Below are 23,143 nucleotides of genomic sequence, written 5' to 3' on the forward strand. Positions count from 1 at the left end.
TGAGGTCAACTCACCCGCCACCGCAGCGCGACCGCTGTCGTCGGTGAGTACGACGCCCGCGCGCGCTACTTTGGTGCAATGGACCCCGGTGAGGTCGGAATCGAGATCACCCCGATCCTGGCGGCCGGCTCCCACGAACCGGCGTTCGCCGCCCAGCTCGACGTGCTCCTGCGTCGCACGTGCCATATCGCCCGCGCACTGACCGGCGCCGAGCAGGCGGCGCTCAAGCTCTGGGTCGGCGAGGACCCGTCGCAGGCACGCAAGTACTTCAGCATGAGCGCGAAGTACGCTGCGTTCCGCGACTTCAAGGTCGACCCGAGAGGCACAGGCCTGCACGGGATGAAGATCCCACGGGGCGAGGTCATCCGCCTGAGCGAGGCCGAGGTGTCGTCCCATCCGCTCTTCCAGGGATTCGGCCCGTTCGCCGACGCCCACCCGCCGATGCGGGGATGGCTGGCCACGAGCGTCTGCGGCGACGACGGTCGCATCTACGGCCTGCTGCAACTGAGCGACAAGAGCGGTGGGCGCGACTTCGACGAATCCGACGAAGCGAATATCCGCGAACTCGCAGCCCTGATCGGCGAGACGCTCGACGCCCTTCGCCTGGCCTCCGCCCAGCGACCGCCCCATGACCAACCCCCAGTACGGGGGTGAGCGCTCGCGTGGTCCTGGCGTGATGTCCGACGTACCCGCCAGCATGGGCGTCGGGATGTCGAGGAACGCTGCGACCCCACCGGCCCTGCCCGCTCGCTGGAGAAAGACCCGACGTCGATGACCCACACGCCATTGGAACCTGCCTCGGCCGCCACCGAGGAGATCACGCTCGAGACGGAACTCACCGCAGATGAGGCCGAACGCGACATCGCGAAGGCGGTGAGCGGTCGCCACGCGATCGCACGGAAGCACCTGATGCGCCTGCGTCGCCGTCGCCCCGAGGCGACGCCCGAAGAGGTGATCCAGATGCTCAAGCGTCAGTACGTCACCGCGATCACGACGGCAGGTGCCGTGATCGCGGCCAGCGTGATCGCCGTCGACGTCGGCATCGCGTTGATTCCCGGTGTCGGGGCCGCAACCGCGGGTGTCAAGAGCGCGGGGCAGCAGGCCGCGAAGAAGGCGGGCAAGGAGGCGGCGAAGGCCGCCGTGAAGGCGGCCGCCAAGGATGCAGCACTCGGCGCGGGCAAGCATGCCGCGAAGGGCGTCGCCCGCCTCCTGCCTGCCGGCGACGAGCAACTGCAGTTCGAGATCACCGCGATCTTCGGCCTCGCGATCGCCGACATCCACGGCATGCACCTCGATCAGCACCAGGCGCAGGCGCTCGTCCTCGGCTTGACCAACGATCGAGTGAGCCAGAAGCAGATCGCGACGATGGCCAAGGATGTCGCAGTCGTCTCGTCTGGTGGCGTGGTCGATGTGGGCCAGAGCATCGCTGCCGGACGCTCGGACTGGTCGCACTGGGCGAACACGCTCGCTGACACCCTCCCCGGCGGAGCGGCGCAGAGCCTCGTGCGAACCATCCAGACCGGGCAGCTCGACACGGTGCGCAAGAACCTGAATGGCAAGCAGCAGGCGGCGATCGAGTACGGCGTCGGCGCGGTAGCCGGCGGGGCCACGCGCTTCGTCTTCGGTCGCGAGGTGGTCAATGCCGCCCGCGCTGCCTTCGCCGAGGCTCCGGACGAGTTCCCGGCGCACCTCGCCGTTCCCACGCAGCCGATGCCCGAGACGGATGATGCCGAGGCCGAACCGAACGCGGCGCTCGCCGCCCTCGAGGAGGCCGCCAAGTCGACGGGCACGTGGATCGCCGGCACGGCCGGCACCGCAACGCGCGTGTTCAGAAGCGTCGACCTCGATGGCGATGGCATTCCCGACGAGCCGCAGGCCCTCACCGCGGTCAAGAACGTCGGCGGGGCCATCGCGGGGGCGTCGAGCTCGCTGGGCGGAAGTGTCGCCGGCCTGTTTCGAACCAAGAAGCGCGGGAATCACGCCGACGACGAACCGGGCCATGAGGACACGGAGGCGGTCACCGCATGACCACAACGGCCACCCCACTGAGACCGACCACGCCCGCGCCCAACCCGATCAAGAAGACGCCGCTCTGGGCGAAGGTTCTGCTCGTCTTCTTCGTGCTCCTGCTCGTCGCCGGCGCGGCGTTCGCGGGTCTCAGCATGGGCACGTTCCTCGGTTCCAGCGAGACGCGGGACACCCAGGTGATTCGGTCGATCACTCGGCAGGAGCAGGTCGTCCTGGTGACCGCGGGCGTCACCGACGTGATGGAGGAGCGGAACGACCCGTTGGATGTCTTCGGGCTCTTCGAGTTGCCCGGGAGTGAGCGGACCATGCTCATCCGCTACGAGTACGACGCGAAGTTCGGCATCGAGGGTAAGGACGTGAACATCACCCGGACCGGCGACAACGCGTATCGCATCTCCATCCCGGCGTTCACGTTCCTCGGGTACGAGAATCCCGACCTCTCGGTGGCCAACGAGGAGAACGGACTCCTGAGTTGGACGACGCCTGAGATCGACCAGTCCGAGGTCTTCGAGAAGGTGCTCAGCGATGAGGCGGTCGCGACCCACATCGACGGCTTCCGCCCGGTGCTCGAAGCGCAGGCTCGCACCTTCTATTCGAGCATCATCACGAGCATCGACCCTGACATCACCGTCGAGTTCGAGTTCGCTCAATGACGACCGCCGGCGGATCGCGCGACGTCGAGCGTTGCGGAGCCCGAGGCCGGGAGTGAAGATCGGACGATGAGCGCTCGGATTCGCAACGTGCAGGCCGCCCTCGACTCGTTCTCGGAGCACTGGCAGCCTCGCCGGCTCGCGAGCGTCAACGACTACGACGTCAAGGTGGTGAAGCTCCTCGGGGAGTTCACGTGGCACTCGCACCCCGACACCGATGAGCTGTTCATGGTGGTCTCGGGAGAGCTGGTGATCCAGTTGCGAGACGGCGACGTGGCACTCGGCCCCGGCGACGTCTACGTCGTCCCCCGCGGCATCGAGCACTGCCCGAAGGCCGAGGGCGAGGTCTCTGCGATCCTCATCGAGCCCCAAGGCGTCGTGAACACGGGCGACACCCCGAGCGAACGCACGACGGTGCTCCGAGAGCTCGACTGATCAGTTCGGTGACGGATGCCGCGGGGCGGCCAGCGCACGCGTGAGCCGTCGCCGGCGATGCGGATGCTACGCCGCCGACTCGTCCTCAACAGGGCGCGGTTCACGCGATTCATGCCTCTAGACGGTGAGCACGCGAATCGGTCGTCCCTCAAGGTATGCCGCAATGTCCTCGACGGCATCACCGTAGAACGTGCGGTAGTTCGCGAGGGTCACGTACCCCATATGCGGCGAACGAAGGATTCGCGCGCCATCCGGGTACTCCTGCCGGAGCCAATGATCTGGCGGAAGCGGTTCCTCCTCGTACACGTCGAAGCCGAGCGCGGCGAACCATCCCTCGGTGATCGCGCGGTGCAGGGCGGACTGCTCGACGAGCGCAGCACGTGCGGTATTGATGAGGATCGCCGTCGGCTTCATCCGGTGCAGGTCGCGTGCGTCGATGATGCCGCGGGTCGACTCGCCGAGAGCGAGGTGAATGGTGGCCACGTCGGAGCGGTCGAAGAGCTCGGACCGCGAGACGAACGTCGCGCCGGCCTTTCGAGCACGGTCGGCATCGAGGTTGGGGCTCCAGGCGATGACGTCCATGCCGAACGCACGGCCGACTGACGCGACGCGCTGACCGATCCGCCCGAGGCCGATGACGCCGAGCGTCCTGCCCTCGAGGTCGCCGCCGACGGAGGTCTGCCAGCCTCCGGAACGAACGACCGCATCATCTTCGGCGACGCCCCGCACGAGGCCCAGGATCAGCGCCCAGGTGAGCTCCGCGGTTGGCGCGATCCCGCCACGTGTCCCACTCACGGTGATCCCGAGCTCGCGGGCTGTCGCGATGTCGATGGCGGCGTTTCGCATCCCCGTCGTGACCAGGAGTCGAAGGTTCGGGAGCCGGGTCAGGACGTCGCGCGGGAAGGCGGTTCGCTCTCGCATGGCGACGATCGCATCGAACTCGAGCAGATGATCGACGACGACGGCGGCGTCCCGGAACGGCTCATGGAACGCGACGATCTCGGCGGTCACGGCGGACCAGTCCGCCATATCCATGGCGACGCCTTGGTAGTCGTCGAGAACGGCGACACGGAGCGGACCCGAACGTTCCACGATTCAAGGGTAGCGAGCCGACTCCGACGCTCCGAGAGGTCGCTGCAACACGTCCCGGCGCAGAGGTGCTGGGGATCGGGTGACTTCCCAGCACCAGGGCCGACGCGCATTGACGCACCGCTGGCCCGGGCGTAGACCTGAGGCATCCGAAAGGGGGTGCCCCATGGCGAAGGATCTCCTGGTGAGCCTCGACGACATGCCGGGCGAAGGAGCGCGACTCGGCGAGGCTCTGGGCAACGCGGGCGTCAACATCGAGGGCCTCTGCGCCGTGTCCGGCGAGGGGAAGAGCGCCGTCCACATCCTCGTGGAGGACGCTGCCGGCGCGAGGGCAGCACTGGAGGGTGCGGGCATGACGGTCGATGCCGAGACCGATGTACTCGTCTCCCCCGCACTGTCCGAACCCGACCTGGACACGCCGGGCCGGTTCGGCGCGATGGCACGCGCGCTCGCCGAGGCCGGCATCAACATCTCGCTCGTCTACGTGGCCTCGAGAAACCGCATCGTCCTCGCGACGAGCGACAACCAACGAGCCACGCAGCTGCTGCAATCGATGATGTGAACCCCGGACGGCACGCCGGCGACCGCTGAGAGCGCCGGCGGTGCGGCGCGCCGCCCGGACGACGCTGCGTCCGCGGGCTTCAGCCAGCAGCAGGGACTCAGAGCATCACGCTGATGCCGAGCGATTGCATGCCAGATGCACCGTTCAGCGGCCGCATCGGTGCGGATGACATCGACTCGTCGAGCACGACGCCGGTGACGACGTCGTCCTACCCTCGATCCATGAGCATCCAACGTATGGACAACGTCGCCATCGTCGTCGACGACCTGGACGCCGCGATCGCGTTCTTCACCGAGCTCGGGATGGAGCCCGAGGAGCGCGCGCACATCGAGGGCGACTTCGCCGACCAGACCGTCGGGCTCGACGGCATCCACAGCGAGATCGCGATGATGCGCACGCCCGACGGCCACAGCCGGCTCGAGCTCACGAAGTACTGCCGCCCAACACCCTCGGGCTGCACCGCATCATGTTCGCCGTCGACGACCTCGACGACACCCTCGACCGCCTGAGGCCCCACGGCGCAGAGCTCCTGCGCGAGGTCGCGAACTACGAGGATGTCTACCGGCTCTGCTACTTGCGCGGACCCGCGGGAATCATCGTCGCGCTGGCCGAGCAGATCGGCTGAGCGCACCACCGCCACGGCACGCCCCGCGCGACCCGCAACCCCGGTAGCCTGCCGTCTATGGAGACCCTTCGCGGCATCGTTCTGCTCATCCACCTCGTCGGCTTCGCGGTGCTGTTCGGCGCCTGGGTCGTCGAATGGGTCAACGGCAAGCGCGGCATCACACGGCTCATGAACTGGGGCCTCGCGATCGCTGGAGTGGCAGGACTCGTGCTCGCCGCACCGTGGGGCATCGACTACGACCCGAATTACACCAAGATCGGCACGAAGCTCGTGATCCTGATCGTCATCGGCGCACTGCTCGGCATCGGCGCCGGTCGTCAGCGCAAGAGCGGCTCGGTTCCGGCGGCGATCTTCTGGTCGATCGGCATCCTGACCCTCGCCAATGCGGCGATCGCGGTGCTCTGGCGCTGACGCGCAGCGTCAGCCGTCCCGCAGCTCCTCAGCGATCGCCTCGCCGAGCACGCGCGCACCTTCCTCCGAGGGGTGCAGACCGTCGAATGACATCCCTTCCCGGTACATTCCGTCGTCGGTGCGAAGGCCCTCGGATGCGTCGACGAACCGCCACCCGCGGTCATCCGCCAACTCCTCGAGTCGCTCGTTGAGCTCGACCGCACCCTCCGGGAAGGCGTCCATCGGCGGGACCGACGCGAGGACGACATCCTCGATGCCGACCGTCTCGACGATGCGTTCGAGGTTCGCCGACGTCTCGGCGAACGGCACGCCGAACGCGACGTCGTTGGTGCCGCCGAGCACCACGAGCGTGTCAGCGTCGAGGGATGTCGCGGACTCCGCCATCTGCGCCGTCGTCGCACCCCACTCGGCCCAGCCGCCGGCGAACCCGTACCCGGCGTCATGGACGTACCTCGCCCAGGACGCCGGTCCGATGTCGCCGGCGGCGAAGTCGCGACTGTCGGCGTCGGTGATCGAGTCGCCGACGGCGGCGAACGTCGGGCCGTCCGCCGCGGTCGGGTCGGATGTCGCGGGCTGATCGTCCGTCGAGCCCGACGGGTCCGAGTTCGATGCTCCCGGTGCGCAACCCGCGAGCAGGAGGCAGGCCGTCGCGACGATCGCGACGGCACCCCCTCGACCGGCCGAGCGCGGTCTCGGCGCCGTGCCATCCAGCTCGCTGCGAGTCATCCGCTGCCGATCGCTATGCCGATGGCCCGCTGCGGGCGGCGAGGTCTGCGGCCCGCAGCGCCGCGTCCCGGCTCAGTTCGGTGGCCCACCCGCAGTTCGCGCAGATCATGACGTACCGGCGTCCGAACGTGAACAGCGGGATGAAGAACACCCAGAGGCGGCTGCCGCCCTCGACGATGTGCTGCACGGCCACCTCGTGGCAGTGGTCGCAGCGGATGTGCGCCACGGCGATCTCCCGGTCTCGCGGGAAGACGCCGATGAAGAGGAACATGTCGCCGTCGACCCTACGCCCAGCCCAGCTCGCGCAACCGAGCGTCATCGAGCCCGAAGTAGTGGCCGATCTCGTGCACGAGCGTGATGCGCACGCGCGTGCGGAGCGAATCGAGGTCGGCGCTGTGCGCCTGCATGTTGTTCTTGAACAGCGTGATCCGGTCGGGAAGCTCGCCGTATCCGTAGACTCCGCGCGTCTTCAGCGGACGCCCGCTGTACAGCCCGTACAGCCGGGGCCGCTGGCCTGGCGGCTGGTTCTCGATGAGGATGGCGACGTTCTCGAGTCCGCGCACCATGTCGTCGGGGAGCGCATCGAACACCTCGGCGACCATCCGCTCGAAGTCGTCGTCGGAGATGTCGACCATGTCCCCATTGTGCGCGCTCATCGAGCCGTGCCGGGGCGGTACCATGACGACGGTTCCAGACGTCGAGGGGCGGCAACGCTCGCGAGTCGCCGTTGCCGCTCGAGAGGACTCCCATGTCGTTCGCCGACGCCATCCGGACCGTGCTCCGCAAGTACGCCGAGTTCACCGGGCGAGCCACCCGCCCGGAGTTCTGGTGGTGGTTCCTCTTCTACGTGCTTGTCGCAAGCGCACTCGCGGTCTTCAACGTCATCCCGATCGGCGACGCGTCGAGCCTCGGCGCCATCCTGTCCAGTCTCTGGGGCATCGCGGTGCTCCTGCCGACGCTCGCCGTGATGGTACGCCGCCTGCGCGACGCCGACTATGGCTGGGGCCATGTCTTCTGGCTCCTGGTGCCGATCGGCGGACTCGTCGTGCTCGCCGTCCTGCTCTCGCGGCCGGCGAAGGAACCCGACCCCACCGGCTGACCGGCTCAGCCCGCGGCATCCGCCGTCGTCGGCCTCAACACGATCGCCGCGGGGAACCGCCGCACGACCGGGCGGAACGCCGGTTTCGCCAGCGCGGCCGCCTCGCCGCAGTCGATGATGCGCGGCTCCCCTGCCCGCACCTCGCGGCCCTTCCACCTGAGCGTCGCCCCGCCGGCCGCGACGACGTTGCGCGCCCAGTTCGTGCCGGCACCCCACGGCAGGCCGATCAGGATGTCGTGGCGCGAGGTCGTCGGCACGATCGCGATCGGCGTCGCATAGTCGGTGCCGCTCCTGCGCCCGCGGTGGTGGATCACCGCCCAGAGCGGGAACCAGCGTCGACCGGCGAGCGCGCGCGCCACGGGTTCGGTCGCACGCACGATGCGACGCGGCGGGTGCCGGGCATCCGGTTCTCCCACGCATTCAGCATCGTCACTCGCGGTCTGCGCCGCCAGTGCGATGGGCCGGATGGCGCGACCGCCCTGACTCTCAGCCCACCCGAGCGTGGGATGATCGGCTCATGGCGGGCGAACGCTCGGTGTGGAGTTGGGTTGCGCTTGCGGTGGGCGCCGTCCTGGCCGTCGTGCTCGCCGGGCTGATCATCTTCGTCGCGCTCATCCCCTGAACGACACGCGGATCTCCACCTCTCCCTCGACAGGCCCCTCCGCCCCGACCAGCACGGTGACCGCGCCGGTGCGCTGGTCCGGCGCCGTGGCGACGACCGTGTACTCCCCCGGCTCGGCCACGGACATGGTGAACCGCCCGTCCGCACCGGTCAACGCCGCGATATCCGGCACCGGACCGGGCGCGGCCACGATCGCGACCGCCGCCTCGGCGACCGGTCGCCCCGCGTCATCCGTCACCCTGCCGGTGATGAGGGGAACATCCTCAGGCGTCATGCCTTCCAAGCCACCAGGTTGTTGTAGACCTCCGTCGTGATGCGCGTTCCCGAGTTCGCCGTGCCGCCGCCGTACGCGTGGATCGCGATCGCGACGCGCCGGCCGTCGGCGATCCGGTAGACGCCACTGCCGCTCTGGCCGCCGGCCGTGTCGACGTCGTAGAAGACCTTGCGCGAACCGACCGAGGTCACCTTGCGGGCGTGGTACCACTGCGTGCCGGCCGGCTTGTCGCCGGGGTAGCCCGAGATGTTCGCGATCGACGCCAGCAGCGTGGCATCCGAGTACGCACCGATGCCCAGCCAGCCCGTGGCCGAGCCGAGGTCGGTGGGCAGGATGATGGCACCGTAGTCGTACTCCTGGTTGCCGCTGTTCGACCAGCCGCTCACGGTTCGGAAGTTCGTGCTCACGGCAGAACCGAACGGCTGCTGGGCGCCGTTGCGCCCGGGGATCACGGTGATGCTCCGGACCCATCCGTCGCGGTTCGGCACGCCGCTGTTCTTGATGAACACGCAGTGCCCGGCCGTGATCAGCGTGTGCGGGCCGCAGAACCAGCCCGTCCCGATCCACCGCGAGCCGTCGTTGGCGGTGATCCGCAACGACGCGTGCACACGCCACGGGAAGACGGAGGTCGCCGTGATCTGGACCCGGTCGTCGACGCCGATCACGACCTCGAGGCCCGGCACCGGTCCGAACGACGCCTCGCCGATGTCACGGAGGGCCTCATCGGACTCGACGACCGACTCGGCGACCGATCCGGCGTCGGGCATCGTGTAGCCCGCGACATCCTCGAGGCCGCCCGAGGTGCTCGCAGCCTGCCCTTCATCGCCCTCGTCGCCGGCCTGTTCCGGCTCGCCCCCACGGCCTTCGAGGCCGGTCTCGGCGCCGGCCGCACCCGGGCTCGACACCGAGGCGTGCCCGTCATCGGCGGCATCCAGCCGCACGTCGTCCTCGTCCATCACGGCACCTCCCCCTTCGCGCGGGCGCTGAGCCCGGATGCGATCCATGTGATGCGGCCGACCGTACGCCGCCAGTGTCACGCCCGCGTCACCGCCCGTGACGCGGCGGTGACGCTCGCGCACTTGACTGGAACGTCCGGCCGTCCCGCGCGCCGTGGCGGTCCACCGACGGAGAGGAGCATTCCCATGATCGAGTCAGGACCCGGGTCGCAGGTCGCGATGTCGCCCGAGGGGCCGACCCTGTCGACCCCGCCGGAGACGACCGGCAGGTTCATCATCGTGTTCGCCGACGACGTCGACCCGGCGAGCGTCCTCCAGGAGGCCGGACTCGACGACGTCGTGAGCTCGCAGGAACTCGCGGGCGAAGAGGGCGCCGTCGCCTCGAACGACACGGTGTTCGAGCAGCTCGGGATGGCCGTCGTCAGCGTCGAACCCGGCCAGCTCGGCGCGCTCGAGTCCACGGAGGAGGGGCCGCGGCGCGTGCTGTCGGTCTCCCCCGAGCTCATCCACCATGTGCGCGGCGACGACTACGTGCGCGGCTACGCCGACGGCGTGAACGATCTCGCAGGCCGGCTCGGCGTGACCTCCACGCCGCCCGCAGGTGGCCCCGGCGGCGCGGAAGCCGCCCCCGGCGTCCAGTTCTTCCGCGACGGGACCGACTTCACCTGGGGCATCCAGGCGACCAAGGCCCAGCTGTCGACGTTCTCGGGGCAGGGTATCTCGGTCGCGGTGCTCGACACCGGCTTCGACTCGGCACATCCCGACTTCGTCGGCCGGGCGGTCACCACGCAGTCCTTCATCCCCAACGAGTCGCCTCAGGACGGCCACGGGCACGGCACGCACTGCATCGGCACCTCCTGCGGCCCGAAGTCGCCGAGCACCGGGCCGCGGTACGGCGTCGCGTACAACGCCGCGATCTTCGCGGGCAAGGTGCTGAGCAACGGCGGGTCCGGATCCGACGGCGGCATCCTCGCCGGGATCGACTGGGCGATCACGAACGGCTGCCAGGTGATCTCGATGTCACTCGGCGCGGACGTGCCGCGCATCCATCCCCCGTACACCGCCGCCGGACGTCGCGCGCTCGACAAGGGCAGCCTGATCGTCGCCGCCGCCGGCAACAACGCGATGCGAACCGACCTCAAGTACGGCTTCGTGGGCGCACCCGCGAACAGCCCATACATCGTCGCCGTCGGCGCCCTCAACCAGCAGCTGGATGTCGCGTTCTTCTCGGCGCGCACCCTTGCCGACATGAACGGCGGGCAGGTGGATGTCGCGGGGCCGGGGTACCAGGTGTACTCGTCGTGGCCGATGCCGACGCAGTACCGCACGATCAGTGGAACGAGCATGGCGACCCCGCACGTCGCCGGGCTCGCTGCGCTCTGGGCCGAGGCGACCGGCTACCGGGGCAACGAGCTCTGGTCGTTGCTGATGCAGAACGGGCGGCGCCTGGTGGCACCCTCGCTGGATGTCGGCTCCGGACTCGTGCTCGCGCCGTGAGGGGCTGCGCGAGAGGCCGGGTGCCGGGCTGATGCACGTCGAGCGGGAGTACGATCCGGCCATGGACTGGACGAAGGTCAGCGTCACGGTCGACGACGAGCACCTCGACACGATCGACGAGGTCGCCGAGGCGCTGCGGGAGCGCGGCATGCAAGTGGACCAGGTGCTGACGAGCGTCGGTATCGTGACCGGGTCCGCGCAGGATGTCGCTGCGCTGAACTCCGTGCCCGGCGTCGCGTCGGTCGACCTCGAGGAGGGCATCGACATCGGGCCGCCCGACCAGGAGATCCAGTAGCTCCGGTCGGGTCGGCCTGGCCCGGGCTCGGGTCTTGCACGCGCGCTCTCCACCGACCGGCTCGCCCTCACGCAGGGTCGGCGTGGGGTACGCCCCGCGCTACTTCAGCTGCCCACGTATCTCCCCGGGCTGGTTGTTCGCGTTGTGCACGTTGACGTAGTAGGCGCTCGGGTTCGCCGCGATCGCGTCGAGCAGCGCCTCGTCGTTCACGGTCGTGCAGCCGCTGACCGAGAAGTCGGTCGCGCTCGGCACGGCCAGCGGGATCACCACCGGACCCGGCGTGTTGCGGGGGGCGACGTGCACGTGGGCGGCCGTGGCCGGAGCGGACAGATCGTTCACGACGAGCGTGTAGCAGAACCGGTTGAGGTCGTCGTCGATCTCGTAGCTGAATGAGCCGTGCGCGCCGAAGTTGTTCGGCCGGGGTGCCTCCTGGCCGCCGTTCAGCGGAATCGCCGGTGCGGCGTTGGCGGCTCCCGCGCCGGTCAGCGCGAGCGCTGCGGCGGCGACGAGGGAGGCGGCGGCATTGCGTGCGATCGTGGGCTTCATGACGGTCCTCACTTCCTGACGGCGGAGTCGGGTCACTTCGCACGGTACGCCTCTCGTGCAGGAGCGACAAGCATGCGGGTCGCCTACCCGATCCAGGGCCGGACGAGCCCGATGAGTTGCGCGCTCGGCGCGACTCCGAGTTCGGCGCGGAGCCGGCGTGCGTACTGCAGGTAGGCGCGCCTCGCCTCCGCGAGGTTGCCCTCGCAGAGGTGGACGAGGATGAGCGCGCGCTGCGCGCTCTCCCGCAGCGGGTCGATGTCGATCGCGGTCATCGCGGCCTCGATCGCCTCGCCGTACCGTTCGTCGTCGGCGAGCCGGCGACTGAGCGCCTCGAGCGCGTGCAGCAGCCGTTGCCGCATGCGCTCGCGTTCGAAGACGACCCAGTCGTCGTACCATCCGGGCAGCAGTTCGATCGCTGCGGGGTGGAAGCGCCGCATGGAGAGGTCGTCGGCATCGGCCGTGCCGTCGACCAGTCGGCCGGCCCATTGCTCGACCGCCACGACGTCGATCGCGGTGCCGAACCGCATCGACAGCGTGTGCCGGTCGGCTTCGAGGATCTCGATGCCCGAGCACCTGAGGCGCCACAGCGCGGTCCGGAGGTTGCCGGCGGCTCGGTCATCCGACACCGACGGCCACAGCGTGCCGGCGACCTTGCGACGACTCACCGCGCGTCCGTTGCGGAGTGCGACGAACACGAGGAGCCGCTCGCTCCCCTCCGGGACGGGCAGGCGGCGGTCGTCCTCCATGACGTACGGCCCATCGAGCAGGCACACGGACTGTGCCGGCTCGATGGTCGGGGCGACGCCGTCCCCCGTGTCGCGACCGACGAGCAGACTCGACATCACAACGCACCCCTCGTCAGTCCTACTCGCGCTGGGTCGAGTTGAATAGTCCTCACTTCGGACGACCGGGCGTCGGCGCCTGCGGAGAGCGGTGACGGAAAGGTCGGCGCGCGCGTAGCGTTGCGCTCATCATGAGAGCGATCGCGTACTCCGAGACCGGGCCCTCGTCCGTCCTGCAGCTCGTCGAGCGCGACATCCCGGAGCCCGGCCCCGGTGACGTGCGCGTGCGCATCGTCGTCTCCGGGGTGAACCCGACCGACTGGAAGGCGCGCGCCGGCGCACGGGCTGGCCGGCCCACGCCGTTCGACGAGGTCGTGCCGAATCAGGATGGCGCGGGCGTCGTCGACGCCGTCGGCGACGGGGTGACCGGGTTCGCCGTCGGGGACCGCGTCTGGGTGTTCCTGGCCGCGCACGGGCGGCCGTCCGGCACCGCACAGGAGTTCGCGGTGGTCCCGGCGAGCCGCGTCGTGCAGCTGCCGGATGCCGCGGGCTTCGAGCTCGGCGCCTCGCTCGGCGTTCCCGCCATGACCGCCCACCGCGCCCTCACCGTGCACGAGGGCGGGCCGACGCGCCTGAGCCCGGGCGCACTCGACGGCCGCACCGTACTCGTCGTCGGCGGAGCCGGAGCGGTCGGCCACGCCGCCATCCAGCTCGCCCGGTGGGCCGGAGCTCAGGTGATCACCACGGTGAGCTCACCCGAGAAGGCGGCCCTCGCGACGGCAGCCGGTGCCCACCACGTCGTGAACTACCGAACGGATGACGCGGCCGCCGCGATCCGTGCCATCGCGCCCGATGGGGTCGACCAGGTCGTCGAGGTCTCGCCGGCGCGCAACGCCGCGCTCAACGCTCGCGTCATTGCGAACCACGGCTCGATCTCGGTCTACGCCACCGACGGCGGCGCCGAGATGACGCTCGACGTACGCCACCACTTCTCGCTCAACGCCCGCTACCAGTTCCTGCTGCTCTACACCGTCGGCGACGCTGCGCTCGCGGCCGGCGCCGAGGACGTGACCCGTGCGGTCGAGGACGGCGCCCTCGCCGTCGGCGAGGAGGCGGGCCTGCCGCTCACCCGGTTCCCGCTCGAGCGGACGGCTGAGGGGCATGATGCGGTCGAGGCGGGCACGGTCGGCAAGGTGCTCATCGACGTCGGCGACGCGGCATCCTGAGGGTCACGGGCGGCCGGTAGCCTCTGCCCATGCCCGCCACCGCCATCGCGCTGACCGTCATCCTCGTCCTCCTCGCCGTGTTCCAGCTCGCGCTCGTGCTCGGGGCACCGATCGGACGGTTCGCGTGGGGCGGCCAGCACCTGGTGCTCCCGACGAGGCTGCGGATCGGCAGCCTGGTCTCGATCGTGATCTATGCGCTCATCGCCGTGCTCGCGCTCGACAAGGTCGGGCTCATCGATGTGGTGCCCGACGTCGTCTCCGACGTGGGCATGTGGGTCGTGTTCGCGTACTTCGTGCTCGGAATCCCGCTCAACGCGATCTCGCGCAGCCGGGCGGAGCGGTACACGATGACGCCCGTCGTCACAGTGCTCGCGGTGCTGAGCTTGCTGGTCGCGCTGAGCTGAGCTCGCGGAAGTCGTCCTCGCGGTCGGGTCTCCGGATCGGGTACCATTATTCAACGGATCGAATGATTGGAGGTGCTTCATGCCCGCAGCTACACTGATCCGCACTGCCCGCCGCAGTCGGCGGCTCACCCAAGCGGCGCTCGGGCGGCGCGCGTCGCTCACCCAGTCGCACCTGTCGCTCATCGAAGGCGAGCGGCAGAACCCGTCGTTCGAGACCGTCGAGCGCGCACTGGCCGCCGCCGGGCATCGGCTGATCGCCGTGCCGACGGTGCGCGACGATGTGGCCACGATCGCCGCTGACCTTCGCGCCGACCTGTCGTTCGGGCGACCGCAGATCGCGCTCCGCCGCTTCCTGCAGATGAACGACAACCTCGCAGCAGAGCACGGCGCAGTGCGCTTCGCCCTCGCCATCACCGAGCCCGAGCCGACGGGCTCGAAGCAATGGGATGCCGCGATCGGCGGCCTGGTGGCCTACCGACTCGCCGAGGAGGGCCTTCCCGTGCCCTCGTGGGCCGAGGCATCGGATCGATCCCTCAAGCGCTCGTGGGTCTTCGGCGTCGGACCGTACGCGCTCCCCCCGGAGCCCGAACACGTTCCGCACGAGTTCGCGCGGCGGCGCGTGCTTATCGATGAAGACACCCTGGCCAGCGCATGAGCCGCCTCGACGGAATCACCGCCTTCGACCGAGACCTCCTGATCGAGGGTCTTCGGCTGCTCGTCGCAGCACTCCGCGACTCCGGCCAGCCGTCCGACCTTCGCATCATCGGCGGGGCCGCGCTCGCGCTCCGCTACTTCGACCGGGGAGTGACGGTCGACATCGACGCGCACTTCATCGGGTCTCCCGCGCTCGTCGACCAGGCGGCGCTGACCGTGGCCGAACAGCAAGGTTGGCCATCCGACTGGCTGAACAACGCGGCCGGCGGCTTCATCCCCGAGTACGGCTCCACTCGGATCGAATGGCAGCCGGTCTTCGTGGACGGCGACGTGGTCATCGAGGTGGCACCGCCCGACGCGATGCTCGCAATGAAGCTTCGTGCGAATCGGCCGGGACGTGACGACGACGACATCGCGCGCCTGCTCGCGATCTGCGGAATCGACACGCTCGACGAGGCCGAGAGCCTGTACGAAGGCTTCTACTCCGGTGAAGTCCTCCCCGCGCGCGCCATCCGAATGGTGGAACGGATCCTGCGGGTCGGCCTACCGGACCGCCCCCAGCCGCAGCCGCCGATCGACCTCGGCTCAGCGTCCGGAGGCAGATCGGCCGCCGTCATCCGCGGAGTGCATCCGTGACTCGCCGCGCGCACCGGTGCGATTCGAGCGTGCCATTCGGACAGCATCCTCGCCCGACTCAACTGCCGCCACAGGCCGACACGTGGCAGGCTGCCAGCATGGCCACCAGAGCAGCGGCGCACCGACCGCGCGGGCACTGATGCGGTACGTTGCCCTGCTGCGCGGCGAACATCGCGGCCCAGTTCGCGCGAACCTGCTCGCGTCCGACGAAGCCGCGAGCCGGATGCGCCGGTTGCCGGCTGTCGTAGTCGGGGTGGAAGAGCGCGACCATTCGATCGAGGTCGTGGTCGTTGATCGCGTCGACGAGCCGATCCAATACGACGCTCGCATCGCGACGCTCCTCCGGCGTCACCCCTTCGGCATCGGGCCCGGTCACGCCGGCCTGTACCTCGCCGCGATGATCCCCGACTCGTACGTCTCGACCCCGAGCAGGTGCAGGCCGACCGGATGCGGCGTGCGCAGCCGATCCTCCGCGTTGCCCACCATGAACGGGTGGATCCCGGCGTGCACCTCGTCGACGAGTCCGGCGTCGACGAGCACGGCGGCCAGCTCACCGTAGCCGTGCGAGACGATCGACTCGTACTGATCGCGGAGGCGCCGCACGGCCTCGACGACATCGCCCTCGATGAGGGTCGCGTTCCAGTCGAGCGGGCCCGTCAACGTGCGCGAGGCGACGTACTTCGGGAGCGCGTTGTAGTGCGCGGCGAACCCGCGGTCGTCGGTCTGCGCGGGCCAGTACTCGCGGAAGAACTCGTACGCGTTGCGCCCGATCAGCACCGCGTCGGCGCCGAACACGAGTTCGTCGGAGGCCCGCTGCACGCCCGGATCCTCCGGATCGAACCACTGCTCCATCTGGTCGAACGCGCCGTCGAGGGTCATCTCGAATGAGATCGTCACCTTTCCCATGCGCCCCAGCATGCTGCAGTGCGCACCGGATGTCACTGGCCCGCGCCATCCATCGCGCCATGCGGGGGCCTGTCGACATGTCGGTGCCGCGCGATACGTTTGCGACCGATCGACGTCCGAGTCGGTCGGGAAGCGGGGAACGATGGCCGAAGTACTGCTCTTCCACCACGCACTGGGCCCCAATGAGGGCCTCCACGCCTTCGCCGAAGAGCTGCGCGAAGCGGGACACTCGGTGCACACGCCCGACCTCTTCGAGGGGCGCACGTTCGACTCGATCGAGGACGGCGTCGGCTACGCCAGTGAAGTCGGGTGGGACCAGATCATGGCCCGCGGCGACCGTGCGGCCGAGTCGCTGCCGAACGAGATCGTCTACGGCGGCTTCTCGCTCGGAGTCATACCGGCGCAGAAGCTCGCGCAGACCCGCCCCGGTGCGCGCGGCGCGCTGCTCTTCTACTCGTGCGTCCCGCCGTCGGAGTTCGGCGCATGGCCGACGGGGCTCCCCGCGCAGATCCATGGAATGGATGCCGATCCCTTCTTCATGGACGAGGGCGATGTCGATGCGGCCCGCGAACTCGTCGCGTCAGCCGACGACGCCGAGCTCTTCCTCTACCCCGGCGAGCAGCACTACTTCGCCGACTCCAGCCTCCCGAGCTACGACCCGGCTGCGGCGCGACTCCTCACGCAACGCGTGCTCGATTTCCTGGCGCGCGTCGGCTGACGCTCGCTCGGAAGCCGGATCACCGGATGTCGGCGAGTCGCCCGATGCCCGGATAGTCCACGACCAGGCCGTCGGCATCGACCTCGAGGTCGGCGGCGAAGTCGCTGTCGAGGCTGCGGAACCGGACACGGCGGCCGCCGCCGGCCGCCGCCTGCGGTCGAAGCGACGCGTAGGCCTGGTCGCTGCGGAGCACGCGCAGCGAGGGGACCTCGACCCATGCCATGACGAGCGGCGTCTCGGGCACGTCGGCGTCGAGCAGTCCGAGGCGACGGATCGGCATCGTGTTCGTGAGCGGGCACAGGCCGAGGTCGCAGTCGAGCGCGCCGGCGACACTCGACGGGTCGGCCAGACCCGCATCCGGCAGGTCGACATCACCCGACTGCTGTGCGTCGGTGTGCCACTCCCCCTGCCGGGACCGCTCGAGGTCGAGCGTGCGCCACCAGCCGAAGCCGCGGGCGGTGACGCGCAGCGCGCGGGTGCGCCATCCGTCGCCGACATCGAGCTCCCAATCGGTCACGTACCACGTCGCGCGTGCCCCGCCGATCGCGTGCATGCGCTCGGCGCCGAGGCGCACGCACGCCGTCTCGATGCGGTGCGGGTCGTCGGCTCCGGCCCACGCCAGCATCCGCTCTGAGCCCGGCATCACCGCTCGGCCACCGCATCCACCACGAACCCCCACGCGCTCGGCGGCAGCTCGTGCCCACCGCCCGGGACCGCCACGAACGCGGCCCCCGGGATGTCGCGGGCCAGCGCCTCGCCGTTGGCGATCGGGAACATCGGATCGGCGGTGCCGTGCACCACGGTGGTCGGCACGCGGATCTCGGCGAGCCGCTCACGCCAGCGCGGAGCCTCCTCGAACTCGTCATCCGTGTCGCCGTCCCGGTGCCTGACCGGCGACCGACGCACGGTGTCGGTCCAGATCGCGCGGTCGTGCACCTCGTCGAAGGCGACGCCCGCGTAGTCGCGATCGATCTCGACGTGGTACTCGACCACGGCGTGCGGGTCGTTCCAGTCCGGGTCGGGCGGCGGATTCGCCCACGCCTGCCGGAGGCGGGGGTGAGCGCCCGGCAGATCGGGATCGGCCTCGAACATCGTCGGCGTCGTCGACACCAGGGTCAGGGACCGCACCCGATCGGGATGGTCGAGCGCAGCGAGCTGGCACACCCACCCGCCCGCCGAGAACCCGACCCAGTGCGCATCACTCGCCCCCGCGGCGTCGAGCACGGCGAGCGCGTCGGCGAGGGCCACCGGCAGCCCGTCGCGCCGCGTGCCGGGCGGCCCGAGCGTCGTCTGCCCCATCCCCCGCTGGTCGTATCGCGCCACCCGCAGCTCTCGCCCCACGAGCAGTTCGCAGAACTCCGGTCGCCACCAGTCCATCGAGGTTTCGGCGCCCGCGACGAGCAGCACGAGCGGATGTCCCGGCAACCCGAACAGCTCGGCGGCGATCACCGCGCCGTCGGGCCGCGGCACCCGCAGCGACTCGACGGCGGCAGCGGATCGGTCCATCGGCACAGCATCGTCGGTCGGCACGGACGCCGCAACGGCGGCGGCCGCCGTGCCGACCGGCCGAGGAGCAGAGCGCTGCTACGCGGTCAGCGTCCTGATCAACTTGCGGTTCACGAACTCGCCCATGCCGTACTCGCCGAGCTCGCGGCCGACCCCCGACGCCTTGACCCCGCCGAACGGGAGCTCAGGCTGCGTCTGCGACGGACCGTTCACCGAGACCATGCCCACCTCGAGCCCCGCCGCGACCTCCGCGATCACGCCGGGATCCGTGCCGAAGATCACGCTGCCGAGCCCGTACCGCGTGTCGTTCGCGAGGGAGATCGCCTCTTCGACTGACTGGACGCGGTGCACGACCGCGACGGGGCCGAAGATCTCCTCGTGGTAGGCCCGTGCGTCGCGAGTGACCCCGGTGAGGACGGTCGGCGCGACGAACGCGCCGGGCCGGTCAAGCCGGCCGCCGCCGGTCTCGACGGTCGCGCCGCTGGCGACGGCGTCCGCGATCTGCTCGACCACGGCGCCCGCCGCAGCCTCCGACGAGAGCGGACCCATCGCGACATCCTCATGGGGATCGCCGACCCGCAGCTCGCGCACCGCGCCGACGAACGCCTCGAGGAACCGGTCGTACACCTCGTCGAAGACGACGAATCGCTTCGAGGCCGTGCACGCCTGGCCGGCATTGGCCATGCGACCGACGACCGCCGCACGCGCGGCCGCCACGGGGTCGGCGTCGGGCAGCACGATGAACGGATCGGAGCCGCCGAGCTCGAGCACGACCTTCTTCATCGCCCGGCCGGCGAGCTCGCCCACCGCGCGACCCGCTCGCTCGGAGCCGGTGAGGGACACGCCCTGGACCGCCGGTGCCTCGATGAGCGCGGCGACCTGCGCCTCCGTCGCCCGCACGGTCTCATACACGCCCGTGGGGAGGCCCACCCGTTCGAAGAGCTCCGCGACCGCCTCCGCAGACGCCGGGCAGCTCGGTGCGGGCTTGAGGATGACGGTGTTGCCGAGCGCGAGGTTCGGCGCTGCGAACCGGGCGATCTGGTAGTACGGGTAGTTCCACGGCATGATGCCGAGGAGCACGCCGATCGGCGCCGAGCGCACGACGGCCCGGCCGTGCGCGACGTCGATCTCGCGATCTGCCGCGAACGCCTCGGCGTTGGCCGCGTAGTAGTCGTAGATGTCCGCGACGAGGTCGACCTCGCCCAGCGCCTCGCGGAGCGGCTTGCCCATCTCGACCGTGATGATCCGGGCCAGCCGATCGCGGTCGATGCGGTACTCGGCGGCGACTCCGGCGAGCAGGGCTGCGCGCTCGGAGATCGGCCTCCGGCTCCAGCCCGGGAACGCCACCGTCGACCGGGCGAGCGCCGCATCGACCTCGTCGTCGGTCGAGGTCGGGAACGTTCGGACGAGTTCGTTCGTCGTGGGGTCCACGACTCGGTACTGGGTCATTCGACTCCTCCTTCGGTCGAGCGGGCGGGCGACAATGCGCCCTCGGCGAGTCGCCGGACGATCTCGGTGAGCACCTCGAGTCCCGCGACGAGGTCGTCATCGCGGGTGTACTCGCGCTCGTTGTGCGAGACGCCGTCGACCGACGGGACGAACAGCATGACGGTCGGCACGAGTCCCTTCATGTTCGTGGAGTCGTGGCCGGCCACCGTCAGGATCTCGCCGCTCGCGTAGCCGAGCCGCTCGGCGACCCCGCGCGCGAGTTCGACCCCTTCGGGTTGGTAGAGATCGATGCCCCACTCGTGGGAGAGTTCCGAGACGATCGTCACGCCGGAGGTCCGCTCGATCTCCGCGATCCGCTCGCGCAGGAGCGTGTTCGCCTCGGCGAGCACGGCCTCGTCGGCGCAGCGCAGGTCGAGGAGGAGCTCGACGCGGGATGCCACGACGACCGGCGAGTTCGGGTAGACGTCGAGCTGCCCGACGGCGGTGTGCAGGATTCCGGGGAAGCGGTCGGCGAGCTCGCGTGCCGCGACGACGAGCAGCGAGGCGCCGTAGAGCGCGTCCCGGCGGTCGGCCATGACGGTCGCACCCGAGTGCGCCTGGTCGCCGTGGACCACGACGCGGTACTTGCTCGCCGCCCACGTCGCCGAGACCAGGCCGATCGTCGTGCCCGCGTTCTCGAGGAGCCGTCCCTGCTCGATGTGGATCTCGGCGCAGCATGCGGCGACCGGTCCGTCGCCCTGACCGAGGAATCCCGCTGCTCCCAGTGCCTCCGCGACGGAGACGCCAGTGCGGTCCTGGGTCGCCAGTGCCGCTTCGAGCGGGAGGAGGCCCGTGTACACGGCGCTGCCCATCATCGACGGCGTGAAGCGCGAACCCTCCTCGTTGAACCAGTTCACGACGGCGAGATTGTGCTGCGGCACCGTACCCTCGGCCGCCCACTGCTCGGCGAGGCGGAACGCGGCGTGCGCCGCGGCGAGCACCCCGTACGCGCCGTCGTACTTGCCCGCCGTGGGCTGGGAGTCCATGTGCGAGCCCACGACGAGGTACGGCGCGCCCGGCGCCAGTTCGAGCAGGCCGAACTGGTTTCCGATGCGGTCGTACTCGACGCGGAGTCCGTGCGCCTCGAGCCGGTCGGCAAGCCAGCGCCGCTGGGCGACGTCGGCGTCGCTTGCGGCCTGCCGGTCGACGCCGCCGTTGCCGGTCGCGCCGAATCCGCTCATGGTCTCGAAATCGCGGAGGAAGTCCGCCGCGTTCTCGAGCGAGATCGTCGAGCCGCGCGTTGCGACGGCCTCGGTCGATTTTTGCATGGTGGTTCCTGTTCTCGTTGGATGTCTCAGGCGGCCGTGCCGGGCGCTCGGACCGACGGGTCCTGACGGACGTGCAGCACGGCGGGAAGGCGGCTGGCGCGGGCGCGCCGGTAGGCGTCCCCGAAGTCGGCGGTGCGCTCGACGGTCTCGCCGTACCCGCCGAACGCGCGCGCGAGGGCGGCGAAATCGGGGTTCGTCAGGTGCGTGCCCGACGGACGACCCGGGTAGTGGTGCTCCTGATGTTCGCGGATCGTCGCGTACACCCCGTTGTCGACGACGATCGCCACGAACGGGGCGCCGTAGCCGACCGCGGTGGCGAACTCCTGGCCGTTCATGAGGAAGCAGCCGTCGCCGGCGATGGAGACGACTTCGCGGCCGGGGAACGCGAGGCTCGCCGCGATCGCCGCCGGGATGCCCATGCCCATGGCGCCGTTGCGCGGGGCGACGAGCGAGGCGGGGACCCGGTGGGGAAGGTAGCGTGCGGGCCAGATCGCGTGGTTGCCCGCGCCGAAGGTGATCACCGCGTCCTCATCGATCTGCTCGCGGAGCACGGCCATGACGGCGGTCAGGTCGACGTACGGCCCGTCGTCGTGCGTGATGCCGTCCGAGGGCGTCGAGTAGCGCAGGAACGCATCGCGGGCCGCGGTGAGCCGTGCCCCGTCGAAGCGGATGCCGAGGTCGCCGGGCAGTGCGGCGACGAACCCGATCGGGTCGGCGACGATCAGCTGGTCGAGCCGCCCGGAGTGCCCACGCGGCTCGCCGCCGAGGACCACGACGGTCTCGGCGTCGGCCCCGAGCTGGAAGCCGTCGCTCAGCACGTCGGTTCGAGACGCTCCGACGAACAGGACGAGGTCGGCGTCGTCGAGCAGCGCGGCCACGTGGTCGGCCCGGCCGTACCCGAGCGAGCCGACGTAGGGGTTGTCGTCGCCGACGTGCGAGACGGCGTCGTACGCACGGAAGTCGGCGGCGACCGGGATACCGTGCCGGCCCGCCCACGCGAGGAGGTCGTCGCCCGCATCCGCCGTCCAGCGCTCGCCCCCGACGACGACGAGGGGCCTGCTGGCCCGGCGAAGCCGATCGGCGAGTTCGGCGATGACAGACGCGGCGGGCTCCACCGCAGCCGTGGCGAACGGCTCGACCACCTGCGCGCCTCCCGCCCGCAGGCGGATGACGTCCTCGGGCAGGCCGATCACGACCGGGCCGGGGCGGCCCGAGCTCGCGATCCGCATCGCCTCCGACACGACGCGCGCAGCCGACGCGGGGTCGTCGAGGGTCGTCACGTGCTTCGCGGTGCTGCCGAACCATCCGGTGAGGTCGAACTCCTGGAACGCCTCACGGCCACGGTCGGCGACCGGGATGAGGCCGACGAAGAGCACGAGCGGCGTCGCGTCCTGCCACGCGGTGTGCACCGCGATGAACGCATTCGCGGCGCCCGGGCCCCGGGTGACCATCGCGACGCCGGCACGGCCGGTGAGGCGACCCTCGGCGAGCGCCATGAAGGCGGCCCCGCCCTCGTGGCGGGTCACGACCGTCTCGATCGTGGAGTCGTGCAGGCCGTCGAGTACATCGAGGTACGACTCTCCGGGAACGCCGTAGACCCGGGAGACGCCCTCGCGTTCGAGCTGCGCCACGATGAGGTGCCCGGCCGACCGAGCGGTGATGCCGGATGACGCCGGTCCGGTCGGTGCCGCGACGTCGATGTCGGCGGCGAGGAATGCGGTGTCGGTGCGCATGGCGGCC

General features: G+C 70.3%; 32 protein-coding genes. 16 read left to right on the top strand and 16 right to left on the bottom strand.

The features are described from left to right. The first annotated feature begins 78 nt into the window (after window positions 1–78). From ACFQ58_RS13410 to ACFQ58_RS13425, 4 genes are all read left to right on the top strand, one after another. Window positions 79–654, top strand: coding sequence for a GAF domain-containing protein (locus tag ACFQ58_RS13410; RefSeq protein WP_376951646.1), 576 nt, complete (start codon window positions 79–81; stop codon window positions 652–654). A 117-nt stretch (window positions 655–771) separates the two neighbouring features. After that, window positions 772–2,028: a hypothetical protein gene (locus ACFQ58_RS13415; RefSeq protein WP_376951647.1), complete on the top strand. Its 1,257-nt coding sequence runs from the start codon at window positions 772–774 to the stop codon at window positions 2,026–2,028. Beyond that, the gene (locus ACFQ58_RS13420; protein WP_376951648.1) at window positions 2,025–2,681 is read left to right on the top strand and encodes a hypothetical protein; all 657 of its coding nucleotides are present in this window, start codon (window positions 2,025–2,027) and stop codon (window positions 2,679–2,681) included. The genes ACFQ58_RS13415 and ACFQ58_RS13420 overlap by 4 nt, the downstream gene beginning before the upstream one ends. A 66-nt stretch (window positions 2,682–2,747) precedes the next feature. Further along, entirely contained in the window at window positions 2,748–3,113 is a 366-nt protein-coding gene (locus ACFQ58_RS13425) for a cupin domain-containing protein (protein WP_376951649.1), read from the top strand. Window positions 3,114–3,230: 117 nt separating this feature from the next. On the opposite strand, the gene ACFQ58_RS13430 is transcribed toward ACFQ58_RS13425, so the two are convergent. Further along, on the bottom strand, window positions 3,231–4,205 hold the full coding sequence (locus tag ACFQ58_RS13430; RefSeq protein WP_376951650.1) for a D-2-hydroxyacid dehydrogenase family protein: 975 nt from the start codon (window positions 4,203–4,205) through the stop codon (window positions 3,231–3,233). Between the two features lie 163 nt (window positions 4,206–4,368). Here ACFQ58_RS13430 and ACFQ58_RS13435 point away from each other — a divergent pair, with 163 nt between their 5' ends. From ACFQ58_RS13435 to ACFQ58_RS13450, 4 genes are all read left to right on the top strand, one after another. Continuing rightward, entirely contained in the window at window positions 4,369–4,764 is a 396-nt protein-coding gene (locus ACFQ58_RS13435) for a hypothetical protein (RefSeq protein WP_376951651.1), read from the top strand. Window positions 4,765–4,985: 221 nt separating this feature from the next. Continuing rightward, window positions 4,986–5,273: a VOC family protein gene (locus ACFQ58_RS13440; protein ID WP_376951652.1), complete on the top strand. Its 288-nt coding sequence runs from the start codon at window positions 4,986–4,988 to the stop codon at window positions 5,271–5,273. Further along, window positions 5,231–5,389, top strand: a complete 159-nt coding sequence (locus ACFQ58_RS13445; protein WP_376951653.1) for a hypothetical protein — start codon at window positions 5,231–5,233, stop codon at window positions 5,387–5,389. Before ACFQ58_RS13440 ends, ACFQ58_RS13445 begins: the two co-directional genes overlap by 43 nt. A 57-nt stretch (window positions 5,390–5,446) precedes the next feature. Further along, window positions 5,447–5,800 carry a Fe-S protein gene (locus ACFQ58_RS13450; protein ID WP_376951654.1) on the top strand — a complete coding sequence of 118 codons (354 nt, stop codon included), beginning with the start codon at window positions 5,447–5,449 and terminating at the stop codon, window positions 5,798–5,800. Between the two features lie 9 nt (window positions 5,801–5,809). Here ACFQ58_RS13450 and ACFQ58_RS13455 read toward each other — a convergent pair whose 3' ends face one another. Genes ACFQ58_RS13455 through ACFQ58_RS13465 form a run of 3 tightly spaced genes read right to left on the bottom strand, consistent with a single transcriptional unit; the run spans window position 5,810 to window position 7,161 of the window. Beyond that, window positions 5,810–6,526, bottom strand: coding sequence for an SGNH/GDSL hydrolase family protein (locus ACFQ58_RS13455; RefSeq protein ID WP_376951655.1), 717 nt, complete (start codon window positions 6,524–6,526; stop codon window positions 5,810–5,812). A 13-nt stretch (window positions 6,527–6,539) separates the two neighbouring features. Beyond that, a complete protein-coding gene (locus ACFQ58_RS13460; protein WP_376951656.1) occupies window positions 6,540–6,797 on the bottom strand; it encodes a zinc-ribbon domain-containing protein in 258 nt (85 codons plus the stop codon). A 13-nt stretch (window positions 6,798–6,810) separates the two neighbouring features. Further along, the gene (locus tag ACFQ58_RS13465) at window positions 6,811–7,161 is read right to left on the bottom strand and encodes a metallopeptidase family protein (protein WP_376951657.1); all 351 of its coding nucleotides are present in this window, start codon (window positions 7,159–7,161) and stop codon (window positions 6,811–6,813) included. Window positions 7,162–7,274: 113 nt separating this feature from the next. Here ACFQ58_RS13465 and ACFQ58_RS13470 point away from each other — a divergent pair, with 113 nt between their 5' ends. Then, window positions 7,275–7,625, top strand: a complete 351-nt coding sequence (locus tag ACFQ58_RS13470) for a DUF805 domain-containing protein (RefSeq protein WP_376951658.1) — start codon at window positions 7,275–7,277, stop codon at window positions 7,623–7,625. A 5-nt stretch (window positions 7,626–7,630) separates the two neighbouring features. Here ACFQ58_RS13470 and ACFQ58_RS13475 read toward each other — a convergent pair whose 3' ends face one another. The 3 genes from ACFQ58_RS13475 to ACFQ58_RS13485 form a co-directional block, all read right to left on the bottom strand. After that, window positions 7,631–8,041 (bottom strand): nitroreductase family deazaflavin-dependent oxidoreductase, encoded by a 411-nt coding sequence (locus tag ACFQ58_RS13475; protein WP_376951659.1) that lies wholly within the window; start codon window positions 8,039–8,041, stop codon window positions 7,631–7,633. A gap of 195 nt (window positions 8,042–8,236) precedes the next feature. Beyond that, window positions 8,237–8,521: a carboxypeptidase-like regulatory domain-containing protein gene (locus ACFQ58_RS13480; RefSeq protein WP_376951660.1), complete on the bottom strand. Its 285-nt coding sequence runs from the start codon at window positions 8,519–8,521 to the stop codon at window positions 8,237–8,239. Next, window positions 8,518–9,477, bottom strand: coding sequence for a trypsin-like serine peptidase (locus tag ACFQ58_RS13485; protein ID WP_376951661.1), 960 nt, complete (start codon window positions 9,475–9,477; stop codon window positions 8,518–8,520). Before ACFQ58_RS13485 ends, ACFQ58_RS13480 begins: the two co-directional genes overlap by 4 nt. Window positions 9,478–9,663: 186 nt before the next feature. Here ACFQ58_RS13485 and ACFQ58_RS13490 point away from each other — a divergent pair, with 186 nt between their 5' ends. Continuing rightward, window positions 9,664–10,974, top strand: coding sequence for a S8 family serine peptidase (locus tag ACFQ58_RS13490; RefSeq protein WP_376951662.1), 1,311 nt, complete (start codon window positions 9,664–9,666; stop codon window positions 10,972–10,974). 61 nt (window positions 10,975–11,035) lie between these two features. After that, window positions 11,036–11,269, top strand: coding sequence for a hypothetical protein (locus tag ACFQ58_RS13495; protein ID WP_376951663.1), 234 nt, complete (start codon window positions 11,036–11,038; stop codon window positions 11,267–11,269). A gap of 99 nt (window positions 11,270–11,368) precedes the next feature. Here the strand turns inward: ACFQ58_RS13495 and ACFQ58_RS13500 are convergent, their stop codons facing one another. Continuing rightward, window positions 11,369–11,815 carry a CHRD domain-containing protein gene (locus tag ACFQ58_RS13500; protein ID WP_376951664.1) on the bottom strand — a complete coding sequence of 149 codons (447 nt, stop codon included), beginning with the start codon at window positions 11,813–11,815 and terminating at the stop codon, window positions 11,369–11,371. 83 nt (window positions 11,816–11,898) lie between these two features. Then, complete coding sequence (locus tag ACFQ58_RS13505) at window positions 11,899–12,657, bottom strand: BTAD domain-containing putative transcriptional regulator (RefSeq protein WP_376951665.1); 759 nt, start codon at window positions 12,655–12,657, stop codon at window positions 11,899–11,901. Window positions 12,658–12,788: 131 nt separating this feature from the next. Here ACFQ58_RS13505 and ACFQ58_RS13510 point away from each other — a divergent pair, with 131 nt between their 5' ends. From ACFQ58_RS13510 to ACFQ58_RS13525, 4 genes are all read left to right on the top strand, one after another. Beyond that, on the top strand, window positions 12,789–13,823 hold the full coding sequence (locus ACFQ58_RS13510; RefSeq protein WP_376951666.1) for an NADPH:quinone reductase: 1,035 nt from the start codon (window positions 12,789–12,791) through the stop codon (window positions 13,821–13,823). A 29-nt stretch (window positions 13,824–13,852) separates the two neighbouring features. Further along, on the top strand, window positions 13,853–14,227 hold the full coding sequence (locus ACFQ58_RS13515) for a hypothetical protein (RefSeq protein WP_376951667.1): 375 nt from the start codon (window positions 13,853–13,855) through the stop codon (window positions 14,225–14,227). A gap of 79 nt (window positions 14,228–14,306) precedes the next feature. Continuing rightward, window positions 14,307–14,882, top strand: coding sequence for a helix-turn-helix domain-containing protein (locus ACFQ58_RS13520; protein ID WP_376951668.1), 576 nt, complete (start codon window positions 14,307–14,309; stop codon window positions 14,880–14,882). Beyond that, window positions 14,879–15,517, top strand: coding sequence for a hypothetical protein (locus ACFQ58_RS13525; protein WP_376951669.1), 639 nt, complete (start codon window positions 14,879–14,881; stop codon window positions 15,515–15,517). The genes ACFQ58_RS13520 and ACFQ58_RS13525 overlap by 4 nt, the downstream gene beginning before the upstream one ends. Before the next feature lie 58 nt (window positions 15,518–15,575). Here ACFQ58_RS13525 and ACFQ58_RS13530 read toward each other — a convergent pair whose 3' ends face one another. Together ACFQ58_RS13530 and ACFQ58_RS13535 are read right to left on the bottom strand one after the other, a co-directional pair. Beyond that, window positions 15,576–15,893, bottom strand: a complete 318-nt coding sequence (locus ACFQ58_RS13530) for a nuclear transport factor 2 family protein (RefSeq protein WP_376951670.1) — start codon at window positions 15,891–15,893, stop codon at window positions 15,576–15,578. Further along, complete coding sequence (locus ACFQ58_RS13535) at window positions 15,890–16,423, bottom strand: dihydrofolate reductase family protein (RefSeq protein ID WP_376951671.1); 534 nt, start codon at window positions 16,421–16,423, stop codon at window positions 15,890–15,892. Before ACFQ58_RS13535 ends, ACFQ58_RS13530 begins: the two co-directional genes overlap by 4 nt. A 142-nt stretch (window positions 16,424–16,565) precedes the next feature. Between ACFQ58_RS13535 and ACFQ58_RS13540 the strand changes: the two genes are divergently transcribed. After that, complete coding sequence (locus tag ACFQ58_RS13540; RefSeq protein ID WP_376951672.1) at window positions 16,566–17,141, top strand: dienelactone hydrolase family protein; 576 nt, start codon at window positions 16,566–16,568, stop codon at window positions 17,139–17,141. Between the two features lie 19 nt (window positions 17,142–17,160). Here the strand turns inward: ACFQ58_RS13540 and ACFQ58_RS13545 are convergent, their stop codons facing one another. The 5 genes from ACFQ58_RS13545 to ACFQ58_RS13565 form a co-directional block, all read right to left on the bottom strand. Further along, window positions 17,161–17,784, bottom strand: a complete 624-nt coding sequence (locus ACFQ58_RS13545) for a putative glycolipid-binding domain-containing protein (protein WP_376951673.1) — start codon at window positions 17,782–17,784, stop codon at window positions 17,161–17,163. After that, the gene (locus ACFQ58_RS13550) at window positions 17,784–18,647 is read right to left on the bottom strand and encodes an alpha/beta fold hydrolase (RefSeq protein WP_376951674.1); all 864 of its coding nucleotides are present in this window, start codon (window positions 18,645–18,647) and stop codon (window positions 17,784–17,786) included. Before ACFQ58_RS13550 ends, ACFQ58_RS13545 begins: the two co-directional genes overlap by 1 nt. 78 nt (window positions 18,648–18,725) lie before the next feature. Beyond that, window positions 18,726–20,096, bottom strand: coding sequence for an NAD-dependent succinate-semialdehyde dehydrogenase (locus ACFQ58_RS13555; protein WP_376951675.1), 1,371 nt, complete (start codon window positions 20,094–20,096; stop codon window positions 18,726–18,728). Beyond that, entirely contained in the window at window positions 20,093–21,403 is a 1,311-nt protein-coding gene (locus ACFQ58_RS13560) for a M20 family metallo-hydrolase (RefSeq protein WP_376951676.1), read from the bottom strand. Before ACFQ58_RS13560 ends, ACFQ58_RS13555 begins: the two co-directional genes overlap by 4 nt. Before the next feature lie 26 nt (window positions 21,404–21,429). Next, complete coding sequence (locus ACFQ58_RS13565) at window positions 21,430–23,136, bottom strand: thiamine pyrophosphate-dependent enzyme (protein ID WP_376951677.1); 1,707 nt, start codon at window positions 23,134–23,136, stop codon at window positions 21,430–21,432. Between the last annotated feature and the right edge of the window lie 7 nt (window positions 23,137–23,143).

The sequence above is a fragment of the Agromyces sp. NPDC056523 genome (assembly GCF_042794545.1).
In the GTDB taxonomy this organism is placed as follows: domain Bacteria; phylum Actinomycetota; class Actinomycetes; order Actinomycetales; family Microbacteriaceae; genus Agromyces.